16 protein-coding genes are annotated in these 17287 nt (G+C 40.4%); all 16 read left to right on the forward strand.

Going from position 1 to position 17287, the window contains the following annotated elements; all coding sequences use genetic code 11:
* Window positions 1-59 precede the first annotated feature (59 nt).
* The 16 genes from truB to A4245_RS16790 all read left to right on the forward strand — a co-directional run bounded on the left by truB (window position 60) and on the right by A4245_RS16790 (window position 16969).
* On the forward strand, window positions 60-953 hold the full coding sequence (truB, locus tag A4245_RS16715; protein ID WP_067730020.1) for a tRNA pseudouridine(55) synthase TruB: 894 nt from the start codon (window positions 60-62) through the stop codon (window positions 951-953).
* Window positions 954-980: 27 nt separating this feature from the next.
* Complete coding sequence (ribF, locus tag A4245_RS16720; RefSeq protein ID WP_067730021.1) at window positions 981-1925, forward strand: riboflavin biosynthesis protein RibF; 945 nt, start codon at window positions 981-983, stop codon at window positions 1923-1925.
* Window positions 1926-2065: 140 nt separating this feature from the next.
* Window positions 2066-2335 (forward strand): 30S ribosomal protein S15, encoded by a 270-nt coding sequence (rpsO, locus tag A4245_RS16725; protein WP_067730023.1) that lies wholly within the window; start codon window positions 2066-2068, stop codon window positions 2333-2335.
* Between the two features lie 259 nt (window positions 2336-2594).
* Window positions 2595-4709: a polyribonucleotide nucleotidyltransferase gene (locus A4245_RS16730; protein WP_067730025.1), complete on the forward strand. Its 2115-nt coding sequence runs from the start codon at window positions 2595-2597 to the stop codon at window positions 4707-4709.
* Between the two features lie 152 nt (window positions 4710-4861).
* Window positions 4862-5806, forward strand: a complete 945-nt coding sequence (locus A4245_RS16735) for a polysaccharide deacetylase family protein (RefSeq protein WP_067730027.1) — start codon at window positions 4862-4864, stop codon at window positions 5804-5806.
* 42 nt (window positions 5807-5848) lie between these two features.
* Window positions 5849-7072 (forward strand): M16 family metallopeptidase, encoded by a 1224-nt coding sequence (locus A4245_RS16740; protein WP_067730029.1) that lies wholly within the window; start codon window positions 5849-5851, stop codon window positions 7070-7072.
* A gap of 114 nt (window positions 7073-7186) precedes the next feature.
* Complete coding sequence (locus tag A4245_RS16745; protein ID WP_067730031.1) at window positions 7187-7429, forward strand: YlmC/YmxH family sporulation protein; 243 nt, start codon at window positions 7187-7189, stop codon at window positions 7427-7429.
* A 219-nt stretch (window positions 7430-7648) separates the two neighbouring features.
* Complete coding sequence (gene dpaA / locus A4245_RS16750; protein ID WP_067730033.1) at window positions 7649-8533, forward strand: dipicolinic acid synthetase subunit A; 885 nt, start codon at window positions 7649-7651, stop codon at window positions 8531-8533.
* Entirely contained in the window at window positions 8530-9135 is a 606-nt protein-coding gene (gene dpaB, locus A4245_RS16755) for a dipicolinate synthase subunit B (RefSeq protein ID WP_067730035.1), read from the forward strand. Before dpaA ends, dpaB begins: the two co-directional genes overlap by 4 nt.
* A gap of 47 nt (window positions 9136-9182) precedes the next feature.
* A complete protein-coding gene (asd, locus tag A4245_RS16760) occupies window positions 9183-10229 on the forward strand; it encodes an aspartate-semialdehyde dehydrogenase (protein WP_067730037.1) in 1047 nt (348 codons plus the stop codon).
* A gap of 76 nt (window positions 10230-10305) precedes the next feature.
* Window positions 10306-11538: an aspartate kinase gene (gene dapG / locus A4245_RS16765; protein ID WP_067730039.1), complete on the forward strand. Its 1233-nt coding sequence runs from the start codon at window positions 10306-10308 to the stop codon at window positions 11536-11538.
* Between the two features lie 74 nt (window positions 11539-11612).
* A complete protein-coding gene (dapA, locus tag A4245_RS16770) occupies window positions 11613-12479 on the forward strand; it encodes a 4-hydroxy-tetrahydrodipicolinate synthase (protein ID WP_067730041.1) in 867 nt (288 codons plus the stop codon).
* A gap of 195 nt (window positions 12480-12674) precedes the next feature.
* Window positions 12675-13409, forward strand: a complete 735-nt coding sequence (locus A4245_RS16775) for a ClpP family protease (RefSeq protein ID WP_067730043.1) — start codon at window positions 12675-12677, stop codon at window positions 13407-13409.
* Complete coding sequence (locus A4245_RS16780; protein WP_067730045.1) at window positions 13406-13612, forward strand: YlzJ-like family protein; 207 nt, start codon at window positions 13406-13408, stop codon at window positions 13610-13612. Before A4245_RS16775 ends, A4245_RS16780 begins: the two co-directional genes overlap by 4 nt.
* A gap of 114 nt (window positions 13613-13726) precedes the next feature.
* A complete protein-coding gene (locus A4245_RS16785; protein ID WP_067730047.1) occupies window positions 13727-16006 on the forward strand; it encodes an FtsK/SpoIIIE family DNA translocase in 2280 nt (759 codons plus the stop codon).
* 237 nt (window positions 16007-16243) lie between these two features.
* Window positions 16244-16969, forward strand: coding sequence for a GntR family transcriptional regulator (locus tag A4245_RS16790; protein ID WP_067730049.1), 726 nt, complete (start codon window positions 16244-16246; stop codon window positions 16967-16969).
* Window positions 16970-17287 lie beyond the last annotated feature (318 nt).

Consider the following 17287-nt stretch of genomic DNA (forward strand, 5'->3'; position numbering starts at 1 on the left):
GTCAGATTTTTCCATACACTCATTTACATACAATATACTACCCATTGGAGGCTGGTTAAATGGATGGTATCTTACCATTATGGAAGCCAAAAGGATATACATCACATGATTGTGTCATGAAATGCCGAAGATATTTCAAGACAAAAAAGGTAGGACATACAGGGACTCTTGATCCGGAAGTGGAAGGGGTCTTACCTATCTGCATAGGTCAGGCTACGAAAATCGTTCCTTTTCTTACGGATACGAAAAAAACGTATATTGCGGAGGTTAAGCTCGGGACGGCAACAGATACGGAGGATGCACACGGCAGTGTAGTCGAGCAGGCGGAAGTACTCTTGATGCCTGAAGAAACTGAAATTGATTCGGCGCTTACATCGTTTACAGGGAAAATAGTTCAAGTACCTCCCATGTATTCTGCTGTAAAAGTAAATGGAAAAAAACTGTATGAATATGCGAGGGAAAACAAGAAAGTGGAACGGCCTGAACGGGAAGTGACAATTTATGAGCTTGATAAATTGTCCGTTAATCCCGCAAATCATACGATTCGGATGCGGGTCGTATGTTCCAAAGGTACATATATTCGGACATTATGCGTGGATATTGGGAAAAAATTAGGTTACCCTGCCCATATGTCTGAACTTGTCCGTACAGAAACGGGTACATTTTCTGAGAAAAATACCATTACATTTGATACTATAGAAGAAGCGGCTGAGAAGAATGAGCAGAACCATTTGTTGAGACCGGTTTTGGAAGGGTTGAGTCATCTTGATACACTTCAAGTTAACGACGACATAAAGCGAAAAGTCCTAAATGGACAGAAGCTTCCAATACCGGCTGAAAGACTTGAGACTGACCCATTTGTTATCATGCATCATGGGCAGTTATTAGCAATCTATCAACAACACCCTGATCATCCTGAGCAAATAAAGCCGGTTCGTGTTTTCGGTGTATGAATTGATAAAAAGTGCAGGTGAATGAGAATGAGAACAATCGAATTGACTTATCCACATACTTTGGTGCTGGATGAATTACCGGAGACTGTAAGTGCTATTGGCTTTTTTGATGGGATACATAAAGGACATCAGCAAGTCATAAAAAAAGCTGTTAAAGAAGCAGAAAAGAATGAAATGGACAGCGCAGTCATTACATTTCATCCTCACCCGTCGGTAGTCTTGAAAAAAGGTGTACAGCACGTAAAGTATATCACTCCATTGAAACAAAAACAGGAATTACTGAAACGACTTGATGTAGATCGTCTGTATATAATCAAATTCAATGAGGAACTGTCTAAGCTATCACCTCAGGAATTCATCGATCATTTTATTATCGGTCTAAACATCAAGCATCTTGTAGCAGGGTTTGATTATTCTTTTGGCCATAAAGGACAGGGGAACATGAAAAATATCGAGCAGTTTACGCGCAATATGTTCGGTTATACAACGATAGATAAAGTTACACTCGAAGATGACAAAATAAGTTCCACCAAAATCCGGCACCTTCTGAAAAATGGAGATTTAGAGGAAGCAAACAAGCTGCTGGGACGTCCTTTATCCTTTAGTGGTATCGTAGTCAAAGGTGACCAACGCGGAAGGGAGCTGGGTTATCCTACGGCCAATCTCCGTCTGCATGAAGATATATTACTCCCTAAAAAAGGAGTTTACGCAGTAAGGGTAATCTATAAAAATGAAATATATGAAGGTATGGCGAACATCGGTACAAATCCAACCTTTACCGAGGACAGAGAGGACCTCTCCGTTGAAATAAACATATTCGACTATAACAATAATTTATATGGAGAAGAATTGCATGTAGAATGGCATAGATATATGCGCGATGAAGAAAAATTTGACAGTGCAGATGCATTAATTAAGCAAATGGCGTTGGATGATCAAAATGTCCGTGCCTATTTCTCAGATAGAGTCTGATTAAGAAATCGACTCTGGTACTTGATTTTTTATGCCGGAAAGGTTATGCTTGTTAACGTAAAACCGTCCCTTGGCAAATCGTAACTCCGACGTTTGCTGGGAGATCGGGGATATAATCATAATATCAGGAGGTGCGCCATATGGCTATCACACAAGAACGTAAAAACGAAATCATCAATGAATACAAAGTTCATGAAACTGACACTGGTTCTCCGGAAGTACAAATCGCTGTACTTACTGAAGATATCAATGCACTGAACGAACACCTGCGTGTTCATAAGAAAGATCATCATTCACGCCGTGGTCTTTTGAAAATGGTTGGTAAACGTCGTAACTTGCTAACTTACCTACGTAACAAAGATGTTACTCGTTACCGTGAATTAATTAAAAAACTCGGTCTACGCCGATAATTTTTATGGAAAAGCAGGAGAAATCCTGCTTTTTCTATTAGCTTTTATTAACGTTGCAGGATATCTATTACATAATTTAACTTCATTTATTCGCCAAGTAACATTAAAGTGTGTACTTGCGGTTTGATTCCTGTACTTCTATCGTTTATTCTATAAAGAGGAATCCAACCGTATTACAAATCAGGATAAAATTTACATTTAGTTCTATAAACTATAGAATGAAAAATAGAAAGCTGTATTGAAGGGAGCACTATTACTAATGGCAGAAGAAAAACAAGTATTCTCCACAGAGATCTCAGGAAAGAAATTCACGATTGAGCTTGGAGAACTGGCAAAACAGGCAAATGGCGCGTGTATGGTTCATTACGGAGATACATCAGTATTGTCTGTGGCCACAGCATCGAAACAACCAAAGGATTTACCTTTTTTCCCATTAACCGTTAATTATGAAGAACGTTTATATGCTGTAGGTAAAATCCCAGGAGGGTTTATTAAGCGTGAAGGTCGTCCAAGTGAGAAAGCGATTCTTTCATCCCGTTTAATTGACCGTCCAATCCGACCTTTATTCCCTGATGGGTTCAGAAATGAAGTGCAGGTTATCAGCACTGTAATGAGTGTTGATCAGGACTGCCCATCTGAAATCGCAGCGATGATTGGTTCATCAATCGCACTCAGCACTTCCGACATCCCATTTGCAGAGCCTATTGCTGGTGTAAATGTTGGACGAGTTGATGGAGAGTTCATCATCAACCCGACCATTGACCAGGAAGCAAAAAGTGATATCGAGCTGACTGTCGCCGGAACGAAAGATGCCATTAACATGGTAGAAGCTGGAGCAGATGAAGTACCCGAAGAAGTAATGCTCGAAGCGATAATGTTTGGTCATGAGGAAATAAAGCGTCTTGTTGCATTCCAGGAAGAAATCGTGAAAGCAGCAGGAGTCGAGAAATCAGAAATCGACTTGTTCGAATTGGATGAAAATCTGACCGCTAACGTTGAAGCTGAAGCAAAAGATAAATTAGTTGAAGCGATCCAAGTCCAGGAAAAGCATGCAAGAGAAGAAGCAATTGCCAATGTGAAAGAAGAAGTTCTCGAAGCATATGAAGAAACGGAACCGGAAGAAATCAAACAAGTTAAATCCATTTTGGATAAAATGGTGAAAGAAGAAGTACGCCGTTTGATCACGAAAGAGAAAGTACGTCCTGATGGCCGTAAACCGGAGGAAATTCGTCCGCTTTCCTCACGTATACATGTGCTGCCAAGAACACATGGGTCAGGATTATTTACACGTGGACAAACTCAAGCCTTAAGTGTTTGTACGTTAGGGGCTTTGGGAGATGTCCAGATTTTGGATGGTTTGGACCTTGAAGAGTCAAAACGATTTATGCATCATTATAACTTCCCGCAATACAGTGTAGGGGAGACAGGACCGATTAGAGGACCTGGACGCCGCGAAATTGGCCATGGTGCACTAGGTGAACGTGCGCTTGAAAAAGTAGTACCGGATGAAAAGGATTTCCCATATACGATTCGCCTGGTTTCAGAAGTACTTGAATCCAACGGTTCCACTTCCCAGGCAAGTATCTGTGCAAGTACATTGGCGATGATGGATGCCGGAGTACCGATTAAAGCACCTGTAGCCGGAATAGCAATGGGTCTTGTGAAATCAGGAGATGATTATACGATTCTAACTGATATTCAAGGTATGGAAGATGCTTTAGGTGATATGGACTTTAAAGTTGCAGGGACATCTGAAGGGGTTACTGCTCTTCAAATGGATATTAAGATAGCTGGATTATCAAGAGAGATTCTGGAAGAGGCATTGACACAAGCGAAAAAAGGCCGTATGCAAATTCTTGAATCCATGCTTGCTACGATCAACGAACCGAAAACAGAGCTTTCCGAATTTGCTCCGAAGATCCTGACAATGGCCATTAATCCGAACAAAATCCGTGATGTTATCGGACCAAGCGGTAAACAAATCAATCAGATTATCGATGAGACCGGAGTTAAGATTGACATTGAACAGGATGGCAGTGTGTTCATATCCTCAACGGATTCATCCATGAACGACAAAGCGAAGAAAATTATCGAGGATCTCGTTCGTGAAGTAGAAGTCGGACAAATGTATCTCGGTACAGTCAAACGTATTGAAAAATTTGGAGCCTTTGTTGAATTGTTTAAGGGCAAGGATGGTCTGGTTCACATTTCCGAACTTGCCGAAGAACGAACAAATAAAGTGGAAGATGCGGTTTCCATCGGTGACCAGATTATGGTTAAAGTAAAAGAAATCGATCGTCAAGGGCGAGTAAATCTTTCCCGAAAAGCTGTAATACTGGAAGAAAAGGAAAGAGCAGAAAAAGCAAAACAATAATAGAACATCATTTAAGGAAAAGAAACTGAATTTCAGTTTCTTTTTTTAGATTACACGAAATGTACAAGAAGCCACTGCTGATTGAATTATCCTATTTAAATAAATTCATACTTGTCCTTCCCGTGCATAGAAATGTATGGGGAGGGGTACGTATGGGCAAATACCGGAAATATGTAAATTTATGCGTTTTTCTAATCCTTGTAGCTATGGTATACGATGTGGAATATAATCCATTTGATATTAATCCAGTAACAATAGAAACGCAGACAATCGTTCAAAGCGATTCCTTATACACGGAAATCGAGGAAAAGAGCAAAACATTTTTTGAGGAACCACAAAATGCTTATATTGATAAGGTATGGAAGAAGACAGCCGGGAGAAATGGTTTGAAAGTGAACGTGGAAAAGTCTTATGAAAAGATGAAAAAAAGCGGCGTTTATGACGATTCCTTACTTGTTTATGACCAGATACCTCCTGAAGTTACCATAAAGGATTTGCCTGCTTCTCCAATCTACCGTGGACATCCGGAAAAACAGATGGTAGCATTTTTAATCAATGTTTCGTGGGGAGAAGAGTATATTCCGGAAATTTTACGCATATTAAAGGACAATAAGGTTAAAGCTACCTTTTTTATTGAAGGCAAGTGGGCTAAAGAAAACGCAGAAATCGTTAAGATGATTGATGAGCAAGGTCATTTAATCGGAAATCATGCTTATAACCACCCAGATATGGCAAGGTTATCTGACAAGGAAAATATCGAACAGATCGACCAGACGAATCAGATATTGAAGGCAATCACAGGTAAAAGACCAAAGTGGTTCGCTCCTCCAAGTGGAAGCTTCAATGAGGCGGTAGTACAGGCCGCTTCCGATTTAGATATGGAAACGATTTTGTGGACAGTGGATACGATTGATTGGAAGAATCCATCCGTTTCTGTTATGATAAACCGGATACAAGAAAAGATCCACCCTGGTGCAACGGTGCTTATGCATCCGACATCTTCGACTGCCAATGGGCTGGAAGAATTAATAAAATTAATTAAAGACAGCGGATATAAATTAGGGACGATAGATTTACTTCTCAGTGAGGAACGTTAGTACTGTAAAGCCGGGGGTCATCTACATTAGGAGGAAATAATATTGGTAGATAAGCATATCAGCAAAAATGGATTACGTATTGTTTTAGAAAAAATACCTGCCGTTCGTTCTGTTACAATTGGTATATGGGTATTAACGGGTTCGAGAAATGAAACTGTTGAAAATAATGGTATATCCCATTTCTTGGAACACATGTTTTTTAAAGGAACTAAAACACGTTCTGCACAGGATATAGCGGAAGCATTTGATTCCATAGGCGGCCAGATTAATGCTTTTACATCCAAGGAATATACCTGTTATTATGCAAAAGTATTGGATACTCATAAAGAATACGCTTTGGAAATTCTCGCTGACATGTTCTTTAATTCCACTTTTGATGAAGAGGAATTGGAACGTGAAAAGAAAGTTGTCTATGAAGAAATAAAAATGTATGAGGATACACCTGATGATATTGTTCATGATCTATTGGCAAAAGCGTCCTATGGTGAGCATCCTTTAGGATATTCCATTCTCGGTACGGAGGAACAGTTAAAGTCGTTTAACCCGGCAATACTCAGGAAGTATGTGGAACAACGCTATACACCTAATAACGTAGTTGTATCAGTGGCAGGAAATGTAGAAGAATCGTTTATAAGTACAGTAGAAAGCTATTTTGGCAACTATGAGTCACCGGCGGATAACCTGGAGATACGGAAACCTTCTTTTTTTGCTGACACGATTGAGCGTAACAAAGACACAGAACAGGCACACCTTTGCTTAGGCTTTGAAGGGTTGCCGCAGGAAGATGAAAATATATACAGCCTTGTGGTCATGAATAATGTACTCGGTGGAAGTATGAGTTCAAGGTTATTCCAGGATATAAGGGAAAAACAAGGACTTGCATATTCCGTTTTCTCATACCATTCCACATTTCTTGATAATGGATTGCTTACAATCTATGCAGGTACAGGTAAAGATCAGCTTGACCTGCTTAAGGGTACGATTAAGAAAACAGTTGATACGTTGATTAAAGAAGGGCTTTCTGACAAAGAACTGCGGAACAGTAAGGAGCAGCTGAAGGGAAGTTTAATGCTCAGCCTGGAAAGCACGAACAGCAGAATGTCCAGAAATGGCAGGAATGAATTGCTGCTTCAGCGGCATCGAACGCTGGATGAAATCATACGGGAGATTGATGCGGTCAACCATGATACGATTGAACAGGTAATTAAACAAGTGTTCAATAATCCGGCATCGAGTGCATTGATTGCACCAGCAGCAACAAAATAGTTAGCGAAAAGCGGGCTCAGAAACCATATAAGGTTTATAGCCCGCTTTTTTATACATAGGTTAACAAGCATTACATATATATGTAGTATCCATATTTGTAGGAGGTCTTAAACTATGCGGTTTAGAGATATGAGTGATAAAGAAATCATCAATGTCAATGAAGGTTCAAGGCTTGGGATACTCGGTCAGACAGATTTGGAAATCAACGAGGAAACCGGTCAGATTGAATCTTTTATCATTTCTAACTATAAGTGGTTCGGATTGGTAAAAGAAGGCGAGGAAACAAGGATCAGATGGGATTCCATCAAGAAAATAGGAGAAGATATGATTATGATCGAAAAGAATTTCTTCGAATAAAACATGTTTGAAAAGGCTGATGTCACGTTTTGTGATATCGGCCTTTTCCTCTTTTTACGCTGTTATCAGAAAAATCATATGCCCCGCACTTTCGGTCCCTCATTATAACGACACCCAAAAGAGCATTTTTTTATAACTGACAATCACTCCTTAGGTAGTATCACATAAGCTATAAAGAAAATGAATAAAGGTATGGATGTCTGGAGGGTAAAAAGAATAATGAGTCAATTAATAGCTGTGATTGGTGGAGATGCACGTTATTTAGAACTAATCAGGCAACTGAGAAAATTACCTGACACAACGATTATTCTCGTCGGGTTTGACAAGCTGGAACAAGGATTTACAGAGTTGAATCAAATTGACATTGAAGAACTGGAACAGTCCAAACTGGATGCAATTGTCCTACCGATAACAGGTACTGATATGGATGGCAATATTGAAACGGTTTTCTCTGTGAAAAAGGCGAATTTGAGCAAATCATGGTTTAAAAAATTAAAAAAGTCCGCAGTAATTTTTACTGGCATAACAAATGATTATTTATCAGCTGCAGTAAATGAAGCTGGGGTTTCATTGATTCCTTTACTGGACCGTGATGATGTAGCAATTTATAATTCAATCCCCACTGCAGAAGGTGCCATCATGATGGCTTTCGAGCAAACAGACCATACGATACATTCATCACGAGTGATTGTTACAGGTTTCGGCCGGGTGGGAAATACAGTGGCAAATAAATTCTCTGCATTGGGTGCAAATGTATCCGTATGCGCAAGAAGCATTCGCGACTTGGCAAGGATAACGGAAATGGGCCTGCATGCAATCCCCTTGGAAAAGCTTTCAGAGCACACGGATAACTGTGACGTACTAATAAATACAATACCCGCTCCAATTGTAACAAAGGAGGCAATTCAAAACCTCCCGACAAATGGGATCATAATTGATCTGGCCTCAAAACCTGGGGGAACAGATTTTGAATATGCTGAGAAACGCGGTATAAAAGCAATATTGGCAAAAAGCTTACCTGGAATAGTAGCCCCAAGAACAGCAGGTAAAATTTTGGCTGATGTGATTACACAAATTTTAGAGGAAAAGAGGGAATCCATATGAGTCTTGCAGGCAAGCGAATTGGTTTTGGTCTGACCGGATCCCACCATACGCATAGTCAGGTGTTTCCGCAAATAGAGAAACTGATGAGTGAGCAGGCAGAGGTCATCCCGATTGTCTCCTACACGGTTCAAAACACGGATACTAAATTTGGCAGAGCAACTGACCATATTGAAAAACTGGAAAACATTACAGGGAAAAAGGTTGTAAGAACCATCCCGGATGCTGAACCTTTCGGGCCCAGAACCCCTCTCGACTGCATGGTTATAGCTCCATTAACAGGAAATTCATTAAGCAAGCTCGCAAATGCACTTACAGATAATCCGGTGTTGATGGCAGCAAAATCGACCTTAAGAAATCAGCGGCCTGTTTTGCTTGGTGTGACGACAAATGATGCACTTGGATTGAATGGATCCAACTTAATGAAACTTATGAACAGCAAAAACATCTACTTTATTCCTTTCGGGCAGGATGATCCGTTTAATAAGCCCAATTCCATGACTGCCAAACTGGATTATTTACTGGAAAGTGTAGAATCCGCTTTAAAGGGTAAACAACTTCAACCTATTATTATTCCTTATCCTCCTGAAAATATGTTAAAATAAAAAACTATAAGTTACTTACTTTACCATTTTGAAGGGAGTCATTACAAATGACACAGAAAACAGCATACAATGTTGCAGTTGTCGGCGCAACGGGAGCGGTCGGTGAGAAAATAATACAGCTACTAGAAGATAAAAATTTTCCAATAAATGAACTGAAATTGCTCTCCTCAAAGAGATCTGCAGGTAAGAAAATCCAATTTGGAAATAGCGAAGTAACGGTAGAGGAAGCAACCCCAGAAAGCTTTCAAGGTATAGACATTGCACTTTTCTCTGCGGGAGGATCTGTTTCCAAGGAGCTTGCACCCGAGGCAGTAAAGCATGGAGCTGTAGTGGTGGATAATACAAGTGCATACCGAATGGATGAGAGTGTTCCCCTAGTTGTACCGGAAGTAAATAAGGAAGACATTGCAAAACATAATGGAATCATCGCAAATCCAAATTGCTCAACCATCCAGATGGTTGCAGCCTTAAAACCAATTAAGGATACCTTTGGACTGAACCGAATTATTGTATCTACGTATCAAGCTGTATCAGGTGCAGGAGCGCAGGCAACAGAAGAATTAAAAGTACAGGCACAGCAAATTCTGAATGAAGAAGAAGTGGAAGCAAATCTGCTTCCCGTTAAAGGTGACAAAAACCATTATCCGATTGCATTTAATGCACTGCCTCAAATCGATGTATTTGGGGAAAACGGTTATACGTTTGAAGAAATGAAAATGATTAATGAAACGAAGAAAATCATGCATGATAACGATATGTCGGTGGCGGCTACGTGCGTTCGCTTGCCATTCTTTACGTCGCATGCAGAAAGTGTTTATATTGAAGTAGACCAAGATGACGTAAATGTAGCTGATCTGTGGAAAGTATTGGAGGCAGCAGATGGAGTAGTGCTGCAGGATGATCCGGAAGCACAAGTATATCCAACACCTTTAAGTTCAGCAGATAAAGAAGATGTTTTTGTTGGCCGTGTTCGCAAGGATCTTGATAATCCAAGAGGTTTCCATTTATGGATCGTTTCCGATAACCTCCTTAAAGGTGCTGCATGGAATACGGTACAGATTGCACAATCCCTAATCAAAAATAATTGGCTATAATCATTATTCATAAAGGAAGCCTGTTGCTTCCTTTATGAATATACAGTATCCGGTAATAATAGAGGTGTTATAAATAATGCAAGTACTGGTTCAAAAATTTGGTGGAACATCTGTTCAATCGGAGGAAAACAGGGAGCACGTTATAAAGCATATTAAAGATGCCTTAGTTAAAGACTATAAGCTAGCTGTAGTCGTATCTGCGTTGGGCCGAAAACCTGATCCATATGCAACAGATACATTATTAGGTCTTGTTGATTATCCCTCCAATCAGAATTCTGAACGTGAGTTGGATATGTTAATGTCTTGTGGAGAAATAATATCTGCAGTTGTGCTTTCGAATGAGCTTCAAAAAAACCATATTTCCGCAACAGCATTAACAGGTGCGCAGGCGGGTTTTTTGACAACTGAGGACTTCAACAAGGCGAAGATCAAGGAAGTAAATCCAGGCCGGATCTTGAAGGAATTTGAAAAGAATGATGTTGTCGTAATTGCCGGCTTTCAAGGACAAAGTGAATCAGGTGAGATTACGACTATTGGCAGAGGGGGCAGTGATACAAGTGCTGCTGCGCTTGGTGTTGCATTAGCAGCGGACCGGATTGAAATTTTTACCGATGTCAATGGTATTATGACAGCTGATCCCCGAGTGGTGAAAACTGCCCGCCCATTGGATATTGTCACCTATAACGAGATATGTAATCTGGCATATCAGGGCGCAAAGGTAATCCATCCACGTGCTGTCGAGATAGCGATGCAAGGTAAAATACCTATGCGAATCAGGTCAACCTATTCTCAGGAAATGGGTACATTGGTTACATCATCAAGACTTCTTGAATTGGGAATGGATATCCCTGACAGAATGATAACTGGGATAGCACATATTTCATCGATTACCCAAATAAAAGTTCAGACGAAAGAGTCTGCCTATCGTCTCCAATCTGAAGTTTTTAAGGCTATGGCAGAAGCTGGGATATCGGTGGATTTCATCAATATTTCTCCGACCGGTGTCGTTTATACTGTGCCTGAAGCCCTTACAGAAAAAGCTGTAAATATATTGGAAGTCCTCGGGTTTCATCCGGAGATCACGGAAGGTTGTGCGAAAGTTTCGGCGGTAGGAGCAGGAATGAGCGGTGTGCCGGGGGTCGCTTCAAAAATCGTTCAAGCACTCACTAACGCTGGTGTGCAAATATTGCAATCCGCTGACAGTCATACAACAATCTGGGTGCTGGTGCATGTGAATGACTTAATTACAGCAGTAAATGCACTCCATGAAGTATTTGGGTTAAGCAATATAAACGAACCGGTGTCATAAAACCTCAAGTGAGAATGTTTAAAAAGCCCGTTAGTGCCGCTTTTTGAACACCTACAAAAGAAAGGTGATTACGTATGAATTTTGGGAAAGTACTGACCGCAATGGTCACCCCATTTGACAAAGATGGAAAAATGGATTTAGAGCAAACGAGCATTCTGATCGAATATTTGCTTGAGAATGGAACGGATGGTTTGGTAGTGGCCGGAACTACCGGGGAATCTCCCACCCTTACAACGGAAGAAAAAATCCTACTCTTTGAGCATGTGGTTAAGCGAGTAAATAAAAGGGTGCCTGTCATTGCGGGGACAGGAAGTAATAATACAGCTGCATCAATAAGCCTTACAAAAGAAGCGGAATTACGCGGTGTGGATGGGATTATGCTTGTGACGCCTTATTACAATAAACCAAGTCAACGAGGTATGTATGAGCATTTTGCTGCCATTGCCAAAGAGACAACATTACCGGTCATGCTTTATAACATACCTGGTCGGTCAGTCGTAAATATGACACCTGATACGATAATAAATCTAAGTTCAATTGATAATATTGTATCTGTAAAAGAAGCAAGCGGGAATCTTGATTATGTAGCAGAAATCATACAAAGCACGCCAGATGATTTCAGTGTTTACAGTGGAGATGATGGGCTGACCATACCGATGCTTGCGCTTGGTGCAGACGGGGTCGTTTCTGTCGCTTCCCATATCATAGGTAATGAAATGAAAGAAATGGTCAGTAACTTTCTGGAGGGAAGGGTGAAGGAGGCCGCATCGATTCATCGTGATCTGCTTCCGATCATGAATGGTCTTTTCACAGCGCCTAGTCCATCTCCGGTTAAAGCTGCTTTGCAAATGAAAGGAATAGACACTGGTGGCGTGCGTTTACCATTACTAAGCCTTACAGACAAAGAAATGGCGAAATTAAAAATTCTCCTTGAGGATTAGAAGCTGCTTGGCGTTTTTGTCTGGGACACTGCACGTGTCTAATAGAAGTGAGTTATATCTCTATACAGTGATAAAAGCGCTGCTGAAAAAGTTTTTCTATAACCTCGGAAATATCGGCTGTTATCCGCCGGTATTTTTTGTTCATTTACGCTCATACTATTTTTATAGTCAAAGTTATAAAGGGAGTGACCGTAAATGAATAATGATACAGATCAGAAAAAGAGCCAGCAACAGGATAATCAGCCAAATTCGTCGCCACTTGTCGAAAAGATTCAGCAATTGGGACAATCCAATATTCCCCAGGCACCAGATTCAAACATTCATGTGCTATCCATCATTGGGCAAGTGGAAGGACATCTGCAATTACCGCCCCAAAATAAGACAACGAAATATGAACATTTATTGCCGCAATTGATAGCCATTGAGCAAAACCCAAAAATAGAAGGATTGATCATCCTGTTGAATACAGTTGGAGGAGATGTAGAGGCAGGACTTGCACTTGCTGAAATGATCGGATCGATTTCAAAGCCAACTGTATCGATTGTGCTTGGCGGTGGTCATTCCATTGGAGTACCGATAGCAGTAGCAACAAACTATTCATTCATTGTTCCCACTGCAACCATGACAATTCATCCGGTAAGGCTTACAGGACTTGTTATTGGGGTTCCTCAAACATTTGAATACCTTGATAAAATGCAGGATAGAGTCATTCAATTCGTAGTGCAACATTCGAATATCAAAGAAGAGAAATTTAAGGATCTAATGTTTGCCAAAGGAAATCTTACAAGAGATATCGGTACGAATGTGGTAGGCAAAGACGCAGTGGAGTATGGGTTAATTAATGAGGTTGGAGGGGTTAAAGAGGCCATGAATAAATTAAATGAATTTATAGGTCCTGCCGTCTCACAGGAAAGTGGTGTCGTCCAATGATTCTCTATACACCAATGGCTTATAACGATATTTTCCCAACTGAGATGGAGAACTACACGAATATCGAGAGTGTTTCCTACAAAGGCAGGACGATATATGCTGAAAAAAAGCCGGATGGATCTTATCAAATACAGCAATTGCTTTCGTCTGACCCAAATGACTTTTTAAACACGGAATTTTCCCCTGGAAGAATCTTGACCTGAATCAAATTTTTACCATGATTTATGGTATAATTGCATGTGGTAATAGTTCCCTTGCCAATTGTTAGGCAAGGGTTTACTATTCGTATATATGTGCGGAAACCTTGAGGTGATAAGATGGCAAAAAAAAGAAAAAGAAGAAGTGCTAAGCAAACGAAACTATTAAAATTGGAATTACTTGGACTATTATTTATATTTCTATCCATATTCGGTAGCGGTACAAGTGCAATAAGTGATGGAGCAATACCGGGATGGCTGGAACATTTCTTCCATTTCTTTCTTGGAATCTGGTATTTTGTTGCATCGGTATTCCTCCTGATTACTGGCGTGCTTTTACTTGTCAAACGGAGATATCCCAATTTCGGGAGCAGAAAAATGGTGGGCTTTTATATTTTGTTTGCCGGGGTATTGCTGTTCACACATATTCAAACGTTTGAAAGTTTACTAGTTTCTGCGGAGAATGCCTCAATCATCGGGACTACATGGAGTAATTTCCTTAACTATGTGACCGGGACAGGCACTGCCATACAGACCGGTGGAGGTATGCTTGGAGCAATTATTTTTACATTTTGCTACTATATGTTCTCCTTGGCAGGTTCCAAAATTGTGGCCGTTTTTTCCATGTTGATCGGTCTGATATTTATTACAGAAATATCTGTAGGCGACTTTTTTTCAAAAATATTTGCGAAGACTAAATCTCTGGCTGACAATCAAGTTAAGAAGTGGAAAGATGCAAGGGCCGATAAAAAACAGCAGAAAGAAATGGAAAAGGAAGTACACATAGAGGACGATGCACCTGCGGAAGAATTAGTGCAGAATGAGGAACCATTCATAAATGATTTCACGGAAGTGGCTTATGCAGCTTCGAAACTGGAACCTGAAGCAAGAGAAGAGACAAAAGAAGAAGTGAAAGATATTCCAGATAAAGTGGATGATATCGATCAGCCTATGCCAATGACAGCAACGGAAAATTATGATTATGTATTACCTTCCCATGATCTGTTGGCTGAACCGGCACACAATTCTCAAGCACAGGAAAAATCACAAATACAGGCAACTGTACGCAAGCTTGAACGGACGTTTAAAAGCTTCGGTGTTAAAGCAAGAATTACCAAAGTTCATGTAGGTCCAGCAGTAACGAAATATGAAGTTTATCCGGAGGCTGGCGTGAAAGTAAGCAAAATTGTTGGCTTGCATGATGATATTGCTCTTGCTCTTGCGGCAAAAGATATCCGGATTGAAGCGCCGATTCCAGGAAAGTCAGCTGTGGGTATTGAAGTGCCTAATCAGGAAATTGCAATGGTATCACTTCGGGAAGTACTGGATAAAACGTGGAATAATAAAACTTCAAAACTACTATATGCATTAGGCAGGGATATTTCCGGTGAAGCAGTAGTAGGTGAATTAAATAAAATGCCGCATTTACTTATTGCCGGTGCAACTGGAAGCGGGAAAAGTGTTTGTGTAAATGGGATTATTACAAGCATTTTAATGCGTGCGAAGCCCCACGAAGTGAAGATGATGATGATTGATCCCAAAAAAGTGGAATTGAACGTATATAACGGTATTCCACATCTCTTGGCCCCGGTCGTAACCGATCCGAAGAAAGCTTCAAGGGCATTGAAAAAGGTAGTATCGGAGATGGAAAGAAGATATGATCTATTTTCGGATACAGGTACACGTAATATTGAAGGATACAATGAATTTATCAGGAAGTATAATCTTAACTCCGAAGAAAAACAGCCGCATCTTCCATACATTGTTGTTTTGGTAGATGAGCTGGCTGATCTAATGATGGTAGCTTCCAACGATGTGGAGGATTCCATTACTAGATTAGCCCAAATGGCAAGAGCTGCAGGGATACATTTGATTATCGCCACACAAAGACCGTCTGTGGACGTGATCACTGGAGTCATTAAAGCGAATATCCCCTCTAGAATTGCCTTCAGTGTATCTTCGCAAACTGATTCGAGAACAATACTTGACTCTGGTGGAGCAGAAAAGCTGTTGGGAAGAGGCGATATGCTGTTTATGCCGGTAGGTTCCTCCAAACCCACCCGTGTCCAAGGAGCATTTTTATCGGATGAAGAGGTCGAACGGATTGTAGACCATTGCATTGAACAACAAAAGGCCTCTTATCAGGAAGAAATGATACCTGAAGATACGAATGAAGTGGTTGAAGAAGTAGATGATGAACTTTACAATGATGCTGTTCAGATGATAACGGAAATGCAGAGTGCCAGTGTATCCATGCTGCAGCGAAGATTCAGGATAGGATATACGCGTGCAGCGCGGTTGATCGATGCGATGGAAGCCAGAGGGATTGTAGGTCCGTATGAAGGAAGTAAACCACGAACCGTACTGGTTTCCCAATCTACCGAAGAACAAACAACATAAACCATTCATGCTTCAAATGTTATAAGTAGAGTGGAAAAAGAGGGGCATCTATGACTAGGTTATAGAGGTCCCTCTTTCTTCTGGCTGGAATTTTCATTCTAGGGTGAATCTTTTAAGAAATTTTTCTTCATTCTATTTATTTATTTTATTAATAATGATACTATTAATGACAGACAAATAGTCATACGTCAGAGGTCAGATCTCTTTATTGGCTGCTAAATGGAAAGAGGGGATTTTGTGTCTATTAAATCGGATTCAAGGCACCTATATTTGCAGGTCATCGATGAAATTACGAGAGATATTGAAAATGGTACATACAGTGAGAATGAAAAGCTGCCATCTGAATATCAGTTGTCTAAACACTTAGGGGTTTCAAGAGCCACTTTAAGAGAAGCTTTGCGCATCCTTGAAGAAGACAATGTTGTAACAAGAAGACACGGTGTCGGTACTTTTGTTAATTCGAAGCCAATCTTTTCATCTGGGATAGAAGAACTGAAAAGTGTCACACATATGATTGAAGAATCCGGGAAAATTGCCGGTTCCCAGTATTTGTCGGCTGAAATAGTTGAAGCAACAGATGAAGATAAAGCAAAGTTTTCCTCCGATAGTATAGATACCATAGCAAAAATTGAAAGGGTACGTACAGCTGATCGTAAACCTGTAGTATTTTGCATTGATAAGGTACCTGCAGCATTAATACCGCTTGACCATGTTCATGAAGAGGATTCCATTTTTAATCTTTTGGAAGAATATGCAAATAAGCGGATTTCTTATGCTGTTACATATATTGAACCAATCAGTTATCATGATCGAATATACAGTATATTAAATTGTGCGCCAGATCAGTCACTTCTCTTGTTGAAGCAGGTCCATTATACAAGTGAAGATGAAGCTATCCTGTACTCAGCCAATTACTTCCGGTCGGATGTCTTCAGTTTTCACGTTTTAAGAAAACGCACTTGAAAATCGGGTGTAATGAGAACATCGGATGTCTGCTGATACGAAGGGCATTAACGTTTTTTAGAATGCGTTGCATTGCAGTTAAGCCTGAGTGTCATCGGATCGAGTATACCGCTTCTTCAGTGTGTACCGAAAATCTACCTTTTGATTGCGCAATATATATACGATTCTGGCCTGCAGGGTTCAGTCAGGACGTGCTGAGGCTCCAAAAGCACACGGTGTTCCCTGTATTAGAGGCAGCAGATAACATATTTAACTCAACAATTCGCACCAAGAAAATTAGCTTAAACAGTTAACTGGGTTAAACTTGGAATGTCTCTA

Source organism: Oceanobacillus damuensis (assembly GCF_001618145.1).
Lineage (GTDB): Bacteria > Bacillota > Bacilli > Bacillales > Amphibacillaceae > Oceanobacillus > Oceanobacillus damuensis.

Excerpts from the sequence above, each read along its gene's own strand:
- truB (WP_067730020.1), top strand. The coding sequence starts at position 60 with ATGGATGGTATCTTACCATTATGGAAGCCAAAAGGATATACATCACAT.
- ribF (WP_067730021.1), top strand. The coding sequence starts at position 981 with ATGAGAACAATCGAATTGACTTATCCACATACTTTGGTGCTGGATGAA.
- rpsO (WP_067730023.1), top strand. The coding sequence starts at position 2,066 with ATGGCTATCACACAAGAACGTAAAAACGAAATCATCAATGAATACAAA.
- A4245_RS16730 (WP_067730025.1), top strand. The coding sequence starts at position 2,595 with ATGGCAGAAGAAAAACAAGTATTCTCCACAGAGATCTCAGGAAAGAAA.
- A4245_RS16735 (WP_067730027.1), top strand. The coding sequence starts at position 4,862 with ATGGGCAAATACCGGAAATATGTAAATTTATGCGTTTTTCTAATCCTT.
- A4245_RS16745 (WP_067730031.1), top strand. The coding sequence starts at position 7,187 with ATGCGGTTTAGAGATATGAGTGATAAAGAAATCATCAATGTCAATGAA.
- dpaA (WP_067730033.1), top strand. The coding sequence starts at position 7,649 with ATGAGTCAATTAATAGCTGTGATTGGTGGAGATGCACGTTATTTAGAA.
- dpaB (WP_067730035.1), top strand. The coding sequence starts at position 8,530 with ATGAGTCTTGCAGGCAAGCGAATTGGTTTTGGTCTGACCGGATCCCAC.
- asd (WP_067730037.1), top strand. The coding sequence starts at position 9,183 with ATGACACAGAAAACAGCATACAATGTTGCAGTTGTCGGCGCAACGGGA.
- dapG (WP_067730039.1), top strand. The coding sequence starts at position 10,306 with ATGCAAGTACTGGTTCAAAAATTTGGTGGAACATCTGTTCAATCGGAG.
- dapA (WP_067730041.1), top strand. The coding sequence starts at position 11,613 with ATGAATTTTGGGAAAGTACTGACCGCAATGGTCACCCCATTTGACAAA.
- A4245_RS16775 (WP_067730043.1), top strand. The coding sequence starts at position 12,675 with ATGAATAATGATACAGATCAGAAAAAGAGCCAGCAACAGGATAATCAG.
- A4245_RS16780 (WP_067730045.1), top strand. The coding sequence starts at position 13,406 with ATGATTCTCTATACACCAATGGCTTATAACGATATTTTCCCAACTGAG.
- A4245_RS16785 (WP_067730047.1), top strand. The coding sequence starts at position 13,727 with ATGGCAAAAAAAAGAAAAAGAAGAAGTGCTAAGCAAACGAAACTATTA.